Genomic DNA, 16665 nt, shown 5'->3' with positions numbered 1-16665 from the left:
CTCCTCCCGCTTGTCTTTTTGACTTATTTGATGATGGACTCCACCGTCGCTGGGGAGTTATGACGCACGTCCGTTCCCTTGACGATGTAAATCACCTGCTCTGCCAGGTTCTTGGCATGGTCACCCACACGCTCGATGGCCTTCGCCACAAACACCAGGTCAATGGCCGTCGAGATGGTGCGGGGGTCTTCCATCATGTAGGTGATGAGTTTGCGCATCAGCCCATCAAACTCGGCATCGATTTCGTTGTCCGCCTTGATGACTTCCACCGCAGTCTGGGTATCCAGGCGGGCAAAGGCATCGAGCGACTTGCGCAGCGACGATGTCGCCAGATCAGCCTCGAAGGACACATCCGACACTGGCAAGCGCAAGCGGCTGGACACACCCATGTTGATCAGGCGTTGCACGGTACGGGCGATGCGAGCGGCTTCGTCGCCCACACGCTCCAGGTTACCGATGGTCTTCGAGATGGCGATCAGCAGGCGCAGGTCGCGGGCGGTAGGCTGACGGCGGGCGATGATGGCCGACAAGTCAGCGTCAATGTCCACTTCCATCTGGTTCACACGCTCTTCAGCCTCCAGCACCTGGCTGGCAGTCTCGCCACTGAAATGGGTCAAGGCGTAGATGGCCAGCGCCACTTGAGATTCGACCAGGCCGCCCATTTCGAGCACTCGGGTCGAAATGCCGCTCAGCTCCATGTCGAACTGGCTGGACAAGTGCTTTTCCGTCATGTGGATCTCCGTCTGAGATAGATGTGATTCGAGTAATGCAGGTGAGGAATCAGCCGAAACGACCCGTGATGTAGTCTTCGGTTTCCTTCTTGGTGGGCTTCATGAAGATGTCCGTTGTCGGACCGAACTCGATCAGCTCTCCCAGGTACATGTAGGCGGTGTAATCCGAGCAACGCGCAGCCTGTTGCATGTTGTGGGTCACGATCAGCACCGTGTAATCGTTCTTCAGTTCGTGGATCAGCTCCTCGACCTTGCCTGTCGAGATGGGGTCCAGCGCCGAGCACGGCTCATCCAGCAGCAGCACTTCCGGCTTGATGGCGATACCACGGGCAATACACAGACGCTGCTGCTGACCACCGGACAGACCGGAACCACTCTGGTTCAGCTTGTCCTTGACCTCATTCCAGAGTGCCGCCTTCTTGAGCGCCCATTCGACGCGCTCATCCATTTCGGAACGAGACAGGCTTTCAAACAGACGCACGCCAAACGCGATATTTTCATAGATCGACATCGGGAACGGCGTCGGCTTCTGGAACACCATGCCGACCTTGGCGCGAATCAGCGACACATCATCCTTGCTGGACAGGATGTCCTGACCATCCAGGAGGATCTGACCTTCGGCACGCTGCTCGGGGTACAGCTCGAACATGCGGTTGAAGGTACGCAGCAAGGTCGACTTGCCACAACCAGAAGGACCGATGAAAGCCGTGACCTTCTTGTCCGGCAACTCCATGTTGACGTTTTTCAGCGCGTGGAACTTGCCGTAGTAAAAGTTCAGATTGCGCACGGCCATCTTGGCCTGAGGGGTGACGGGGGTTTGAACCTTCGCATCCATGTCGGAATCTCCGGATATTCAATACATGCCAGGCGGGATCAGCGCTGGCGGAACAGCGTGCGCGCAATGATGTTGAGCGCCAACACACCGATCGTGATGAGGAACACGCCAGCCCAGGCCAACTGTTGCCAGTTTTCGTAAGGGCTCATGGCGAACTTGAAGATCGTCACCGGCAGGCTGGCCATAGGCTGCCCCAGATCGGCAGACCAGAATTGGTTAGACAGGGCCGTGAACAGCAGCGGCGCGGTTTCACCGGAAATCCGGGCGATCGCCAGCAAGATCCCTGTCACCACACCGGCTCGGGCAGACTTCAGCGTGATCGAACCGATCACGCGCCATTTCGGCGTACCCAGCGCATAGGCGGCCTCACGCAGGGCATTGGGCACCAGCACGAGCATGTTCTCGGTCGTCCGGATGACCACAGGGATCACGATCAGCGCCAGGGCCAGCACGCCGGCCCAGCCCGAGAATGTCTTCATGCGGGCGACGACCACTGCATAGATGAACAGGCCGATCACAATCGACGGAGCTGACAGGAGAATGTCGTTGATGAAACGCGTGACACTCCCCAACCAGCCGCGCTGACCATACTCGGCAAGATAGACGCCGGCCATGACCCCGATGGGCGTACCGATCAAGGTCGCCAGACCGACCATCATCAGCGAGCCCACCAGGGCATTGGCCAGACCGCCGGCTTCTTGAGGAGGCGGCGTCATCTCTGTAAACGTGGCCAAGGCCATGCCGCCCAGGCCGAGCCGGACGGTTTCAACCAGGATCCAGATCAACCAGACCAGGCCAAAGGCCATGGCGCCCAGCGACAGGATCAAAGCGATGACATTGGTGCGAGCACGACGCTTGTACTTGGCGACGCGCATGGCTTGCAGCGCAGCAGAACTCATGAACGAGCTCCTTCATTCTTTTGCAGACGGGCCAGCAGAACCTTGGAAAAGGCCAGCACGACAAAGGTGATGAAAAACAGCACCAAGCCCAGGTAAATCAGCGAAGCCTGGTGCAGCCCTTCGCCTGCCTCGGCAAATTCGTTGGCCAGCGCCGAAGTGATGCTGTTGGCAGCCTCGAACAAGGACAAGGAATTCAACTGGTTCATGTTGCCGATCACGAAGGTGACGGCCATCGTTTCACCCAGCGCACGGCCCAGCCCCAGCATGATGCCGCCCACCACACCCGTCTTGGTGTATGGCAGCACGATCTTGGACACGACCTCCCAGGTGGTCGAGCCCAGACCATAGGCCGATTCCTTCAGCATCGGGGGCGTCACCTCGAACACATCACGCATCACCGATGCGATGAAGGGAATGATCATGATCGCCAGGATGATGCCGGCAGACAGGATGCCGATGCCAACAGGCGGGCCAGAAAACAAGGCACCGATGTACGGAATGCCTGCTGTCAGACCTTGCAGCGGCTGCTGCACATAGGTCGACAGGATCGGGCCGAAAACCAGCAAGCCCCACATGCCATACACGATGGATGGCACAGCGGCCAGCAACTCAATGGCAATACCCAGGGGACGCTTCAGCCAGTTGGGAGAGAGCTCCGTCAAGAACATGGCAATGCCGAAGCTCACCGGCACCGCAATCAACAAGGCAATCGCTGAGGTCATCAGCGTGCCGTAAATCATCACCAAACCGCCATAACTATCCTGCACAGGGTCCCACTCGCTGCGCCACAGGAAACTGATCCCGTATTCACGAATAGCAGGCCAGGCGCCCACAATCAGGGAGCCAATGATGCCGAGCAGCAGGAGCAACGTGATCACGGCAGACGCGCGCGCGGCGGCTGCAAACACCCAGTCAGCCCAGGGTTTGGTCACAGTTCTTGGGGGGGGATTGGTCATGGGATTCGGCTTGGCCTTGGATAGAGAAACAGCATCTCGATCGAGAGATGCCGGGAGTATCGCAGTCATATCAACAAGCCTCCATCCCGGTAACAGCTTCAAACTTCATTCAACCGACAAACAGCCGGACGCCCACTGGACGCCCGGCCTGGCACTTCAACTGGTCAAAGTGCAGTACTTATCTTGCTTACTTGTAGGACACAGCCTTGCCAGAGGCATCGGCGATGTGAGCCCACTGCTTGCGGATCAGGTCCTTCACCGAAGCAGGCAGCGCGACGTATTCCAGATCGGAAGCGGTCTTGTCGCCGTTGGTGTAGGCCCAGTCAAAGAACTTCAGAGCTTGAGCGGCCTGGGCGGGCTTTTCCTGGGTCTTGTACATCAGGATGAAAGTGGCGCCGGTCAGAGGCCAGGCTTCCTTGCCAGCCTGGTTGGTCAAAACCTGGTAGAAGGTCTTGTTCCATTCAGCGCTGGCTGCTGCAGCCTTGAACGTAGCGTCATCAGGCTGCACGAAGGTGCCAGCGGCATTCTTCATGGCAACGTGAGACATCTTGTTTTGCTTGGCATAGGCGTACTCGACATACCCGATCGAGTTCGGCAGGCGCTGCACGAAGGCCGACACGCCTTCGTTGCCCTTGCCACCCGCACCGGTAGGCCAGTTCACAGCCGTACCCTCACCCACCTTGGTCTTCCACTCGGGGCTGACCTTGGACAGGTAGTTCGTGAAGATGAAGCTGGTGCCAGAACCATCGGCGCGGCGCACCGGAGCGATCGGCGCATCAGGCAACGGCACACCGGGGTTCAGAGCGACCAGAGCAGCATCGTTCCACTTGGTGATCTTGCCCAGATAGATGTTGGCCAGCACTTCGCCAGTCATCTTGATCTGACCAGGCTGAATGCCCTTGATGTTCACAACAGGCACCACACCGCCGATCACGGTCGGGAACTGCATCAGGCCATCCTTGCTCAGGTCTTCGTCCTTCAGGGGCATGTCCGACGCACCGAAGTCAACCGTCTTGGCCTTGATTTGCTTGATGCCAGCACCAGAACCAACCGACTGATAGTTGATACGCACGCCGGTTGCCTTGTTGAAGGCGTCAGCCCACTTGGCGTACACCGGAGCCGGGAAAGTCGCGCCAGCACCCGTGACATCCTGAGCCATAGCCAGGCCAGCAGACAGAGCCATGGCAGCAGCCACCGTGGCGCGAATCATCTTGAATTTCATGAGTTTGCCTTTCGAAAAGACCTGTGAGAGACAGATTTCACACGGCGAACTGTAGAAGTCCATTGTGACGACTCTATGACACCTTTGGGGCAAGCTGTCATAAATCTATCGGGCATCCATATATGACTATTTGGTCACTGCGCGGTCACGCGAATGTCATATTCGCTTTATATCGTGCGCGACAGTGTCCACGGAAGGTCCGTGGATCGAATCTCGTCGTAACCCGGAGACCTACAACATGACCATCCGCAGCACGTCTACCCGCCTGCTGGCCACCGCCGTCTTCAGCGCCATGCTGACCCTGGCTGGCTGCGCCACCAATGTCGCCACACAACCTGCTACCGTGGTGGCCGCCGCCGCGCAGGCCCCCGAGCTGTCTACTTTCTACGCACTGGTCAACGAAGCCGGTCTGGCTGACACTCTGAAGGGTGCGGGCCCCGTGACCGTGTTTGCGCCCAGCAATGAAGCCTTCCAGGCCCTGCCCGCCGACAAGCTGGCTCACCTGAAGAAGGACCCTGCCGCCCTGAAGGCAGCCCTGAGCTTCCACGTTGTGAACGGCAAGCTGACCGCCGCTGACATCAAGGAAAACGTGTCGGTGGACAGCCTCAACGGCGCCAAGCTGAACATCGCCAAGGCAGGCGACTTCATCACGGTCGAAAACGCCCTGGTGACCAAGGCCGACATCAAGGCTGACAACGGTGTCGTGCACGTCATCGACACGGTGCTGTCCGCCCCCAAGAAGTAAATAAGAAGCCCCATGTTCGCGGCAACCGCCGCGAACCGGCGCAAACGCTGTCATCAAAAAAAGCCGGTCTGGTTGCCCAGCCGGCTTTTTTTATTTCAAGGCTGCACTCAGCTGGTAACCGCCTTGGCCAACTGCTCTGCACAACGCTGGGCGAGCTCGAGATCCTGCGCCTCGACCATCACACGCAACAAAGGCTCCGTACCGGAGGGTCGGATCAGGACACGACCACGACCCAACAATTGCTTTTGCACCGACTCCTGGGCGGCCGACAGTGCCTGACTGGACTTCCAATCCTGACCAGGCTGCAGCTTCACATTGATCAGGCACTGGGGAAACAGGTGGACGCCATTGAGCCAGTCAGCCACGCTCCGGCCTGAGCGCACCACAGCCTGCAACACCTGCAGCGCACTGACAATGCCGTCGCCAGTGGTATGCCGATCCAGCGCGATCAGATGCCCCGAGCCCTCACCGCCCAATTGCCAACCACGACAGATCAGCTCTTCCAGCACATAGCGATCCCCCACCTTGGCACGCACGAATGACACGCCGCGGTCTTGCAGCGCCAACTCAACAGCCATGTTGGTCATAAGTGTGCCCACCGCGCCGGGAACCGCCTGGCCGCGCTCCAGCCGGTCAGCGACCAGTACATACAGCAGCTCGTCCCCGTTGAACAGGCGCCCGGCACGATCGATCAACTGGAGGCGATCAGCATCCCCATCCAATGCGATACCGTAATCGGCGTTATGGGCCTTGACCGCCTCGATCAATGCAGCAGGATGGGTGGCGCCAACGCCATCATTGATGTTCAAACCATTTGGCGCACCGCCAATGCGGATCACCTCTGCGCCCAATTCGTGAAACACCTCAGGCGCCACCTGATAGGCTGCACCATGAGCCGAGTCGACCACGATCTTGAGCCCACGCAGGGACAGGTCATTGGCAAACGTGGCCTTGCAGAACTCGATGTAGCGACCTCGTGCGTCCTCCAGACGGCGCGCACGTCCCAGATCCGTTGAGGGCACCCAACTGGGCGCCAACTCCAGGGCAGACTCGACTTCAAGCTCCCATTCATCAGGCAGCTTTTCACCATGCGCCGAAAAAAACTTGATCCCGTTGTCGCCGAAGGGGTTGTGGGACGCGCTGATCACCACGCCCAGACTCAGGCGCAAAGCCCGTGTCAGGTAGGCCACCCCTGGCGTAGGCAGAGGCCCGGTCAACAACACATCCACGCCAGCTGACGCAAAGCCAGCTTCCAGGGCAGATTCCAGCATATAGCCAGAAATGCGGGTGTCCTTGCCGATGAGCACGGTAGGACGCGCCTGGGTGCGCTTGAGCACCTGACCCACTGCATGCCCCAGGCGCAGCACGAAATCAGGCGTGATTGGCGACTGGCCCACCGTACCGCGGATGCCATCGGTACCGAAATATTTTCTAGTCATTTTTTTCCTTCTTCTGCCACGGCATACATACCTGCGGCTTGCCAGACCTTCAATGCATCCACGGTCTCGGCCACGTCATGAACGCGCACCACATGTGCGCCGCGCTGAACACCCGCCAAAGCTGCAGCCAAGCTGCCCGCCAGACGTTGCTCGACGGGCTTGCCTGTGACGTAGCCAATGGTCGATTTGCGAGACCAGCCAACCAACAAGGGCCACCCCAGACTCAGCAGATCCGATTGTCTTCGCAGAAGGTCAAGATTGTGCTCAGGCGTCTTGCCAAAGCCAACCCCCGGATCAAGGCAGATGCGATCCCGCACCATCCCGCCATTCAGCAGCTTTTTTGCACGCGCTGACAAATACGTGCGCACCTCGGAGACCACGTCCCCGTAGTTTGGCTGCTCCTGCATGGTGGCTGGCACACCCAGCATGTGCATCAAACACACGCCGCAATGACCATGCTCGAGCACCACCTGCTCGGCACCTGGCGCCTCCAGAGCACGGATGTCGTTGATGATGTCCACACCCAGATCCAGGGCGCGCGCCATCACCTCGGTCTTGCAGGTGTCCACCGAAACAGGCACCCCGAGCTTCACGGCCTCGGCGAGCACATCAGCCAGTCGAGCCCATTCCTCATCGGGTGCCAAGGTAGGTGAACCTGGCCGGGTGGACTCACCACCGATATCCAGAATATCTGCGCCGTCACGGATCAGTTGCTCGCAGTGCTGCAACGCAGACCGCACCTCCGCGTGCTGACCACCATCCGAGAACGAGTCTGGCGTGACGTTCACGATACCCATCACCTTGGGCCGTGAGAGGTCGATTGCGAAGCGTGTCGTTTGCCACTTCATCGAATCCTGCTCCGAAAACAACAACGGGGCCAAAGCCCCGTTGCATGTTGCATGAAGAACTGCTTGTCAGGCCGTTGCCGGAGCGCCATCAGCGCTCATCGGTGGCTTGGTACCGCCTCCAGGCGTAGAGCGCGAGGTCCAGTCCTTCGGCGGACGGGGCTCACGGCCGGCCATGATGTCCTCGATCTGCTCGGCATCGATGGTTTCCCACTCCAGCAGCGCCTTGGCCATCACGTGCATCTTGTCCTGATTGTCTTCGATGAGCTTGCGTGCAACGCCATATTGCTCATCGATGATCTTGCGGATCTCCTTGTCGACCTTCTGCATGGTCTCTTCAGACATGTTGGTCGTCTTGGTGATCGAGCGCCCAAGGAACACTTCGCCTTCGTTGTCGGCATAGACCATGGGGCCAAGCTCATCTGTCATCCCGTAGCGGGTGACCATGTCGCGGGCGATGGCCGTGGCACGTTCGAAGTCGTTCGAGGCGCCGGTGGTCATCTGATCCATGAACACCTCTTCGGCGATACGGCCGCCGAACAGCACCGAGATGGTCGACAGCATGCGGCCCTTGTCCATGCTGTAGCGGTCACCTTCCGGCAACTGCATGGTCACACCGAGGGCACGGCCACGCGGGATGATGGTGACCTTGTGGACCGGGTCGGTCTTGGGCAGCAGGCGTGCCACCAGAGCGTGTCCGGCCTCGTGGTAGGCCGTGTTCTTGCGCTCTTCCTCGGGCATGACCATGGACTTGCGCTCAGGGCCCATCATGATCTTGTCCTTGGCCTTTTCGAAGTCGACCATTTCGACCACACGACCATTGCGTCGCGCAGCGAACAGCGCCGCTTCATTGACCAGGTTGGCGAGATCTGCCCCGGAGAAGCCAGGCGTACCGCGGGCGATGATGTCAGGCTTGATGTCCTGGCCAACAGGCACCTTGCGGATGTGCACGTTCAGGATTTGTTCGCGACCGCGCACGTCGGGCAAGGTCACATAGACCTGGCGGTCAAAACGACCTGGGCGCAGCAGGGCCGGATCCAGGATGTCGGGACGGTTGGTCGCCGCAATCACGATCACACCCAGGTTGGTCTCGAAACCATCCATCTCGACCAGCATCTGGTTGAGGGTCTGCTCGCGCTCGTCGTTACCGCCGCCCAGGCCGGCACCGCGGTGGCGACCAACGGCGTCGATTTCGTCGATGAAGATGATGCACGGTGCATTCTTCTTGGCTTGTTCGAACATGTCACGGACGCGCGAAGCGCCCACACCGACGAACATTTCCACGAAGTCGGAACCCGAGATCGTGAAGAACGGCACCTTGGCTTCGCCCGCAATGGACTTGGCCAGCAGCGTTTTACCGGTACCCGGAGGGCCAACCATCAGCACACCACGGGGAATGCGGCCACCCAGCTTCTGGAATTTCTGGGGATCACGCAGGAAGTCGACCAGCTCCTTCACCTCTTCCTTGGCTTCATCGCAACCTGCGACGTCTGCAAAGGTGATGGTGTTGTTGGTCTCGTCCAGCATGCGGGCGCGGCTCTTGCCGAAGCTGAACGCCCCGCCCTTGCCGCCGCCCTGCATCTGGCGCATGAAATAGATCCAGACGCCGATCAGCAGCAACATCGGACCCCACGAGACCAGCAGGCTCATAAGCAATGAGGGCTCTTCACGGGGCTTGACGTCGAACTTGACACCGTTGTTGATCAGGTCACCGACCAGACCACGATCCAGATAGGTGGCGGTGCTGTGCAGACGCTTGTCATCAATGGTCGTGGCAATGATGTCCGTACCACTGTTTCCCTCTTGCAGCACCACATTCTTGATGCGCTTGGCTTTGACTTCCTGAAGGAAATCAGAGTAACCAATCTGGTTGCCAGAGGTCGTGACGCGGTCGAACTGCTTGAACACGGTGAACAACACCAGTGCCACAACCAGCCAGACAGCAATTTTGGAGAACCATTGATTGTTCACCGCGGCTCCTTCTTCCTAACGCTTTGCAGATGATTGGTGCCCATGCACCCGGTGGCCACCTGCAAATTATGAAAAATTACCAAGCCGGCCTTGCAGCCACACTGGCAATCTTCGCGGTACATGGGGATGATTCTATGCGAGTCAAGCCCCCACGTGCTTGTCCGATTCCATAAGCCGTCTGAGGATTTACGCCATTAAACACGGCGTCCTCGGCTTTTCAGACGTGGATCAGGTTTTTTTCAGGCCAATACCGACCAGAAAAGTCTCTGATGAACGGTCTCGGGAGGATTTGGGCTTGATCGGCTTCACCACACGGAAATGTTCGCGGAACAACTCGACGAGCTGGCTGTAGCCACTCCCGTGAAACACCTTGCAGACCAGGGCACCATCGGGTTTCAGGTGGTGTGTCGCGAAATCGATGGCCAGCTCGATCAGGTGCTCCACCCGGGCCGCGTCCGACGACTCGATGCCACTCAGGTTGGGGGCCATGTCCGAGACGACCACATCGACCGGGCGTCCGGCCACCAATTCGTCCAACTGCGCAAGCACGCCGTCTTCGCGGAAGTCGCCTTGAATGAAGCTGACGCCCTCGATCGGCTCCATGGGCAGCAGGTCCAGCGCAATGATGGTGCCGTTGAGATGGCCAACTGCCGCGCCGCCAATGCCGGCCTCCTTCGGGGCAAAACGCCGGCGCAGATACTGGCTCCAGGCACCAGGAGCGGAGCCCAGGTCCACCACAAGCTGCCCCGGGCGGATCAGATTCAAGGTTTCGTCGATCTCCTTGAGCTTGTAGGCAGCACGGGCGCGATAGCCCTCTTTTTGCGCCATACGCACGTAAGGATCGGTCACATGGTCATTCAACCAGGCCTTGTTGACCTTTTTACTTTTCGTTTTGACTTTCATGGCTCGATAATAGAGGGATGCCTGCTATTGAATTGACTACAGCCCAGCGTAAGGTCCATCGCGCCGACGCTCACCACCTCGATCCCGTCGTCATGATTGGGAACGATGGCCTGACCCCTGCCGTCGTCAAGGAGACCGACGCTGCCCTGAAGGCCCATGGCCTGATCAAGGTGCGTGTTCTCGGTGATGACCGCGAGGCCCGAAACGAGATGTTCGTGCAATTGTGCGACCAACTGAATGCAGCGCCTATTCAGCACATTGGCAAATTGCTCGTGTTGTGGCGCCCTATTCCCGAAAAGGACAAGTCCGACAAGGATGAAGACAAGGGTGCCGGCACCCGTGTCGTGAAGATCCTCAAGTTCTCCAAGAGCGGCACGCGCCGTCCGGAGATCAAGAAGGTGACCGTGATGGGTAACCAGCGTGTGACCGCCGGCGGCCTGATCAAGCGCGCCAAAAAGCGCGTCACCAGCGTCAAGAAAAAAGGCGGCTGATCAGCCGCCATCCGCTGGTTGAAGCCAGAACGGGTCAGCGCTGCTGGCCCGTCAGGCGCCACGCCAGCCACGTCACCAGCACGGTTTTCACCCAGTACATGGACGCAGAGATGCCGTGCAGCGCGCCAAATGACAGCGCAGTCGGCTGCCCAGCTTTGGCCGCCTCGATCATCGGGTGCAAACCAAACTCGCCAAACACGGTCAGGAACAGCACCGCCAGCACGATCAACAGGTTGCCAGTCATCACCGACTGACTGCCAGACGCCTCGGCCTGATCTCGGACTCGGCGGCGCTCGGACAGGAACATCAGCATCGCAAAGGCCAGGGACACCTTGGCCTCGATCGAGAAGATCTGCCCTGCACCCTTCCCCGCCAGCTGCCTGTCAAGCACTGCAAACAGGCTGGGCGCGGCGATACCCCCGATAGCCAGCAAGGCACCCGCCCAGAGCCCGGCGAGCCAGGATTGGAAGCGAAGCAGCTTCATGGGGCAGCCCTGATCAGATGTAGCGAACTTCAACGATTTCGTAGTTGCGCACGCCACCAGGTGCCTGCACGGCAGCCAGGTCGCCTGCCTCCTTGCCGATCAGCGCACGCGCGATCGGGGAGCTGATGGAAATCAGCCCATGCTTGAGGTCGGCCTCGTCTTCACCCACGATCTGGTAGGTCACGATGTCGCCCGTGGCTTCGATTTCCAGTTCAACGGTCGCACCAAACACGACACGGCCACCGGCGTCCAGCGACGAGGGATCGATGACCTGGGCTGCAGACAGTTTGCCTTCGATTTCCAGAATGCGGCCTTCGATGAAGCCTTGCTTGTCCTTGGCAGCATCGTATTCGGCGTTTTCAGACAGGTCACCCTGGGCGCGGGCTTCCGCGATGGCCATCACCACTGCGGGCCGCTCGACGTGCTTGAGGCGATGCAGCTCTTCCTTGAGTTTTTCAGCACCGCGCTTGGTCAGAGGAATGGTCGACATGGTTGTCTCTCAGGGTTGTGTTCTCAAAAAAACGGAGCCGCTCCCTGTAGCCATCGAAGATGGTTGCCGGGGGCGGCCCGCGTGATATGTGAAAGCGGCCGACCTGTTACAGGTCGACCGGAGCGCACAGTTTAGTTCAACTTGGCGTGCAATTCCTGCAGTGAATACACCACAAGCGCATCCTGATGCTTCAGGGCTTCGACTGCCGCTTCGCAACCTGCCATGGTGGTGTAGTAGGTCACACGGTTGGCCAGTGCAGCCGTACGGATGCTGCGCGAATCAGCGATGGCCGTACGCGTCTCTTCCACGGTTGTGAATACCAACTGGATTTCACCAGCCTTGATGGCGTCAGCAATGTGCGGGCGACCGTCCTTGACCTTGTTCACCGGCTTGACCGGGATGCCGGCTGCGGCGATCGCGGCAGCGGTACCCTTGGTTGCCACCAGGCTGAAGCCCAGGGTCACCAGGTCCTTGGCCACGGCCACGGCACGGGCCTTGTCGCTTTCCTTGACGGAAATGCAGACCGTGCCCTTGCTCGGCAGGCGCGAACCAGCGCCCAGCTGCGACTTCAGCATGGCTTCACCGAAGGTATCGCCCACGCCCATCACCTCACCGGTCGAACGCATTTCAGGGCCGAGGACAGGGTCCACACCCGGGAACTTGTTGAACGGGAACACGGCTTCCTTGACGCTGTAGTACGCAGGCACGACTTCACGCGGTGGCTTGCCGTCAGGCGACTTCTGGTTGACCAGCTTCTGACCAGCCATGCAGCGGGCTGCGATCTTGGCCAGCGGCTGACCGGTTGCCTTGGAGACGTAGGGCACCGTCCGCGAAGCGCGGGGGTTCACTTCCAGCACGTAGACCGTGCACTTGTCGAGCCCCTGGGTCACATCACCCTGGATGGCGAACTGCACGTTCATCAGACCGACCACATTGAGGGCCTTGGCCATCAGGGCCGTCTGGCGACGCAGTTCGTCTTGCAGCGTTGCGCTCAAGGTGTAAGGAGGCAGCGAGCAGGCCGAGTCACCCGAGTGCACACCAGCTTGCTCGATGTGTTCCATGATGCCGCCGATCATGGTGTCGGTGCCATCGCTGATGCAGTCCACGTCCACTTCGACCGCGTCATCGAGGAAGCGGTCCAGCAGCACAGGCGACTTCTCGGAAACACGGACGGCTTCGCGCATGTAGCGCTCCAGGTCCTTGTCGCCGTGCACGATTTCCATCGCGCGGCCACCCAGCACATAAGACGGGCGAACCACCAGCGGATAACCGATTTCCTGCGCCAGTTGCAGCGCGGCTTCTTCGGTACGAGCAGTGCGGTTGGGCGGCTGCTTGAGGCCCAGCTTGTGCAGCAGCGCCTGGAAGCGTTCGCGGTCTTCGGCGATGTCGATGCTGTCAGGCGTGGTGCCGATGATGGGCACGCCATTGGCTTCGAGGTCCAGCGCCAACTTCAGCGGGGTCTGGCCACCGTACTGAACGATCACACCAACCGGCTTTTCCTTGGCCACGATTTCCAGCACGTCTTCCAGCGTCACGGGCTCGAAGTACAGGCGATCCGAGGTGTCGTAGTCGGTCGACACGGTCTCGGGGTTGCAGTTGACCATGATGGTCTCGTAGCCGTCTTCGCGCATGGCGAGCGCGGCATGGACGCAGCAATAGTCGAACTCGATACCTTGACCAATCCGGTTCGGGCCACCGCCCAGCACCATGATCTTCTTCTTGTCGGACGGTTCGGCTTCGCACTCCTCGTCGTACGTGGAGTACATGTAGGCTGTCTGCGTGGCGAACTCGGCCGCACAGGTGTCGACGCGCTTGTACACAGGGCGCACACCCATGGCGTGACGGGCCTTGCGCACGGCGTGCTGGTCGGTACCCAGCAGCTTGGCCAGGCGGCGATCCGAGAAGCCCTTCTTCTTCAGATAACGCAACTCGTCGGCCGACAGGGACTCCAGCTTGCGGGCATTGACCTGACCTTCAATCTTGATCAGCTCTTCGATCTGGGCCAGGAACCAGGGGTCGACCTTGGTTTCCTCAAAGACCTCTTCCAGGCTCAGGCCGAGGCGGAATGCATCACCCAGGAACAGGATGCGCTCAGGGCCAGGCGTACCGATTTCTTCCAGCACTTCCTCGCGGTCGTTGCTGCGTTCGGTCAGGCCGTCAATGCCGGTTTCCAGGCCACGCAAAGCCTTCTGGAACGATTCCTGGAAAGTGCGGCCCATGGCCATCACTTCACCCACCGACTTCATCTGGGTGGTCAGGCGGTTGTCAGCCTGAGGGAATTTCTCGAAGGCGAAACGCGGGATCTTCGTGACCACGTAGTCGATCGACGGCTCAAACGAAGCCGGGGTGGCACCGCCGGTGATGTCGTTCTTGAGCTCATCGAGCGTGTAGCCGACCGACAGCTTGGCTGCGATCTTGGCAATCGGGAAGCCCGTGGCCTTGGAGGCCAGCGCGGACGAACGCGACACGCGGGGGTTCATTTCGATCACGATCATCCGGCCGTTGTCCGGATTGATCGAGAACTGCACGTTCGAACCACCGGTTTCCACGCCGATTTCGCGCAGGATGGCGATCGATGCATCACGCAGCAACTGGTATTCGCGGTCGGTCAGGGTCTGGGCCGGCGCCACGGTGATGGAGTCACCCGTGTGCACACCCATGGGGTCCAGGTTCTCGATCGAACAGACGATGATGGCGTTGTCCGCTTTGTCGCGAACCACTTCCATTTCGTACTCTTTCCAGCCGATCAGAGACTCTTCGATCAGCAGTTCGCTGGTGGGCGACAGGTCGATACCGCGCTTACAGATCTCTTCGAACTCTTCCGGGTTGTAGGCAATGCCGCCGCCCGTGCCACCCAGCGTGAAGCTAGGACGGATCACCATCGGGAAGCCCGAGCCGCCAATTTCAGCCTGGATGCGCTTTTGCACTGCCCAAGCTTCTTCCAGCGTGTGGGCAATGCCCGACTTGGCGGAATCCAGACCGATCTTGGTCATGGCTTCCTTGAACTTCTGGCGGTCTTCGGCCTTTTCGATCGCGTGCTCGTTGGCACCGATCATCTCGACCTTGTACTTGTCCAGCACGCCATGCTTGTGCAGGTCCAGAGCGCAGTTCAACGCGGTCTGGCCACCCATGGTCGGCAGGATCGCGTCCGGACGCTCCTTGGCGATGATGCGCTCAACCACTTGCCAGGTGATGGGCTCGATGTAGGTGACATCGGCCGTGTTCGGGTCGGTCATGATGGTCGCAGGGTTGCTGTTGACCAGGATGACCTTGTAGCCCTCTTCACGCAGAGCCTTACAGGCTTGGGCGCCAGAGTAGTCGAACTCACAGGCCTGACCGATGATGATCGGGCCGGCACCAATGATCAGGATGCTTTTAATGTCTTGACGCTTAGGCATTCTTCTTCTCCATCAATGCCACGAAGCGATCGAACAGATAGCTGATGTCATGCGGTCCGGGCGAGGCTTCAGGGTGACCCTGGAAGCAGAAAGCAGGTTTGTCGGTGCGGGCCAGGCCTTGCAGCGTGCCGTCGAACAGCGAGATGTGCGTGGCGCGCAGGTTGGCGGGCAGCGTCTTTTCATCCACTGCGAAACCGTGGTTCTGGCTGGTGATACTGACGCGGCCGTTGTCGAGGTCCTTCACCGGGTGATTGCCACCATGGTGACCGAACTTCATCTTGAAGGTCTTGGCGCCAGAGGCCAGGGCCATGATCTGGTGACCCAGGCAGATCCCGAAAGTGGGGATGCCGGTTTCGATCAATTCCTTGGCGGCGGCAATCGCGTAGTCGCAGGGCTCCGGATCGCCAGGGCCGTTCGACAGGAAGATGCCATCAGGGTTGTACTTCAGCACGTCGGCAGCCGGCGTCTTGGCAGGCACCACAGTGACCTTGCAGCCACGCTCGGCCAGCATGCGCAGGATGTTACGCTTCACGCCGAAGTCATAAGCCACCACGTGGAACTTGGGCGCCGTCTGCTTGCCGAAGCCCGGCTTGCCGTCCAACTCGGTGTTGGCCAGCTTCCACTCGGTCTCGTCCCAGACGACCACGTCGGACCGGGTCACCACCTGTGCCAGATCCTGGCCCGCCATGTTCGGCGCAGCCTTGGCCTTGGCCACCGCGTCGGCCACGATGGCGTCAGTGATCGCCTCACCCAGCGGCAGTGCAACGATGCAGCCATTCTGGGCACCCTTGGTGCGCAGCAGACGGGTCAGCTTGCGGGTATCGATGTTGGCAATGCCCACCGTGCCTTCGGCCTGCAGATACTGGGACAGCGTTTCGGTCTGGCGGAAGTTGGAAGACAGAACAGGCAGGTCCTTGATGATCAGACCAGCGGCATGGACTTTCGACGCTTCCACGTCCTCACGGTTGACGCCGTAGTTACCAATGTGCGGATACGTCAGGGTGACGATCTGGCGAGAGTAACTAGGGTCGGTGAGGATTTCCTGGTAGCCAGTCAGCGAGGTGTTGAACACCACTTCGCCGACTGTGTGACCGGTGTGACCGATCGACGCGCCGAAAAAGACCGTGCCGTCTGCGAGGGCCAGAAGAGCTTGGGGCAGTACGGGCAGCACGGGTGAATTCTCCGTTTGTTGTGCGCGCCAAGCTCTACCCGCGCTCGTGTTGCAAATAGGCTGCAAACAGTGGAGCGAGATTGAA

15 protein-coding genes are annotated in these 16665 nt (G+C 59.7%); 2 read left to right on the top strand and 13 right to left on the bottom strand.

Features of this window, described 5'->3' with window-relative positions:
* Positions 1 to 23: 23 nt before the first annotated feature.
* The 5 genes from phoU to pstS all read right to left on the bottom strand — a co-directional run bounded on the left by phoU (position 24) and on the right by pstS (position 4643).
* Positions 24 to 731 carry a phosphate signaling complex protein PhoU gene (gene phoU / locus ACE3PH_RS10105; protein WP_374318498.1) on the bottom strand — a complete coding sequence of 236 codons (708 nt, stop codon included), beginning with the start codon at positions 729 to 731 and terminating at the stop codon, positions 24 to 26.
* A gap of 49 nt (positions 732 to 780) precedes the next feature.
* The gene (gene pstB / locus ACE3PH_RS10100) at positions 781 to 1566 is read right to left on the bottom strand and encodes a phosphate ABC transporter ATP-binding protein PstB (RefSeq protein ID WP_374318496.1); all 786 of its coding nucleotides are present in this window, start codon (positions 1564 to 1566) and stop codon (positions 781 to 783) included.
* Positions 1567 to 1604: 38 nt separating this feature from the next.
* Positions 1605 to 2465, bottom strand: a complete 861-nt coding sequence (gene pstA / locus ACE3PH_RS10095; RefSeq protein ID WP_374318494.1) for a phosphate ABC transporter permease PstA — start codon at positions 2463 to 2465, stop codon at positions 1605 to 1607.
* Positions 2462 to 3421 (bottom strand): phosphate ABC transporter permease PstC, encoded by a 960-nt coding sequence (gene pstC, locus ACE3PH_RS10090; RefSeq protein WP_374318492.1) that lies wholly within the window; start codon positions 3419 to 3421, stop codon positions 2462 to 2464. The genes pstA and pstC overlap by 4 nt, the downstream gene beginning before the upstream one ends.
* Before the next feature lie 187 nt (positions 3422 to 3608).
* The gene (gene pstS, locus ACE3PH_RS10085; protein WP_374318490.1) at positions 3609 to 4643 is read right to left on the bottom strand and encodes a phosphate ABC transporter substrate-binding protein PstS; all 1035 of its coding nucleotides are present in this window, start codon (positions 4641 to 4643) and stop codon (positions 3609 to 3611) included.
* A gap of 238 nt (positions 4644 to 4881) precedes the next feature.
* Here pstS and ACE3PH_RS10080 point away from each other — a divergent pair, with 238 nt between their 5' ends.
* Entirely contained in the window at positions 4882 to 5388 is a 507-nt protein-coding gene (locus tag ACE3PH_RS10080) for a fasciclin domain-containing protein (protein WP_374318489.1), read from the top strand.
* 107 nt (positions 5389 to 5495) lie between these two features.
* On the opposite strand, the gene glmM is transcribed toward ACE3PH_RS10080, so the two are convergent.
* The 4 genes from glmM to ACE3PH_RS10060 all read right to left on the bottom strand — a co-directional run bounded on the left by glmM (position 5496) and on the right by ACE3PH_RS10060 (position 10546).
* Positions 5496 to 6827, bottom strand: coding sequence for a phosphoglucosamine mutase (gene glmM, locus ACE3PH_RS10075; RefSeq protein WP_374318487.1), 1332 nt, complete (start codon positions 6825 to 6827; stop codon positions 5496 to 5498).
* Complete coding sequence (gene folP, locus ACE3PH_RS10070) at positions 6824 to 7675, bottom strand: dihydropteroate synthase (protein ID WP_374318485.1); 852 nt, start codon at positions 7673 to 7675, stop codon at positions 6824 to 6826. The genes glmM and folP overlap by 4 nt, the downstream gene beginning before the upstream one ends.
* Positions 7676 to 7741: 66 nt before the next feature.
* A complete protein-coding gene (gene ftsH, locus ACE3PH_RS10065) occupies positions 7742 to 9643 on the bottom strand; it encodes an ATP-dependent zinc metalloprotease FtsH (protein ID WP_374318482.1) in 1902 nt (633 codons plus the stop codon).
* Between the two features lie 228 nt (positions 9644 to 9871).
* Complete coding sequence (locus ACE3PH_RS10060) at positions 9872 to 10546, bottom strand: RlmE family RNA methyltransferase (RefSeq protein ID WP_374318481.1); 675 nt, start codon at positions 10544 to 10546, stop codon at positions 9872 to 9874.
* A 17-nt stretch (positions 10547 to 10563) separates the two neighbouring features.
* Here ACE3PH_RS10060 and yhbY point away from each other — a divergent pair, with 17 nt between their 5' ends.
* On the top strand, positions 10564 to 11037 hold the full coding sequence (yhbY, locus tag ACE3PH_RS10055) for a ribosome assembly RNA-binding protein YhbY (RefSeq protein ID WP_374318479.1): 474 nt from the start codon (positions 10564 to 10566) through the stop codon (positions 11035 to 11037).
* Between the two features lie 34 nt (positions 11038 to 11071).
* Here the strand turns inward: yhbY and ACE3PH_RS10050 are convergent, their stop codons facing one another.
* From ACE3PH_RS10050 to carA, 4 genes are all read right to left on the bottom strand, one after another.
* Positions 11072 to 11521 carry a DUF4149 domain-containing protein gene (locus ACE3PH_RS10050; RefSeq protein ID WP_374318477.1) on the bottom strand — a complete coding sequence of 150 codons (450 nt, stop codon included), beginning with the start codon at positions 11519 to 11521 and terminating at the stop codon, positions 11072 to 11074.
* Between the two features lie 13 nt (positions 11522 to 11534).
* On the bottom strand, positions 11535 to 12011 hold the full coding sequence (gene greA, locus ACE3PH_RS10045; RefSeq protein ID WP_374318475.1) for a transcription elongation factor GreA: 477 nt from the start codon (positions 12009 to 12011) through the stop codon (positions 11535 to 11537).
* A gap of 131 nt (positions 12012 to 12142) precedes the next feature.
* Positions 12143 to 15409 carry a carbamoyl-phosphate synthase large subunit gene (carB, locus tag ACE3PH_RS10040; RefSeq protein ID WP_374318473.1) on the bottom strand — a complete coding sequence of 1089 codons (3267 nt, stop codon included), beginning with the start codon at positions 15407 to 15409 and terminating at the stop codon, positions 12143 to 12145.
* Positions 15402 to 16580 (bottom strand): glutamine-hydrolyzing carbamoyl-phosphate synthase small subunit, encoded by a 1179-nt coding sequence (carA, locus tag ACE3PH_RS10035; protein WP_374318471.1) that lies wholly within the window; start codon positions 16578 to 16580, stop codon positions 15402 to 15404. Before carA ends, carB begins: the two co-directional genes overlap by 8 nt.
* Positions 16581 to 16665: the final 85 nt, after the last annotated feature.

Source organism: Aquabacterium sp. (assembly GCF_041909175.1).
Taxonomy (GTDB): Bacteria; Pseudomonadota; Gammaproteobacteria; order Burkholderiales; family Burkholderiaceae_C; genus Aquabacterium.
The sequence above is the reverse complement of the archived record's forward strand: the minus strand, read 5'-3'. Positions and strand labels throughout refer to the sequence as shown.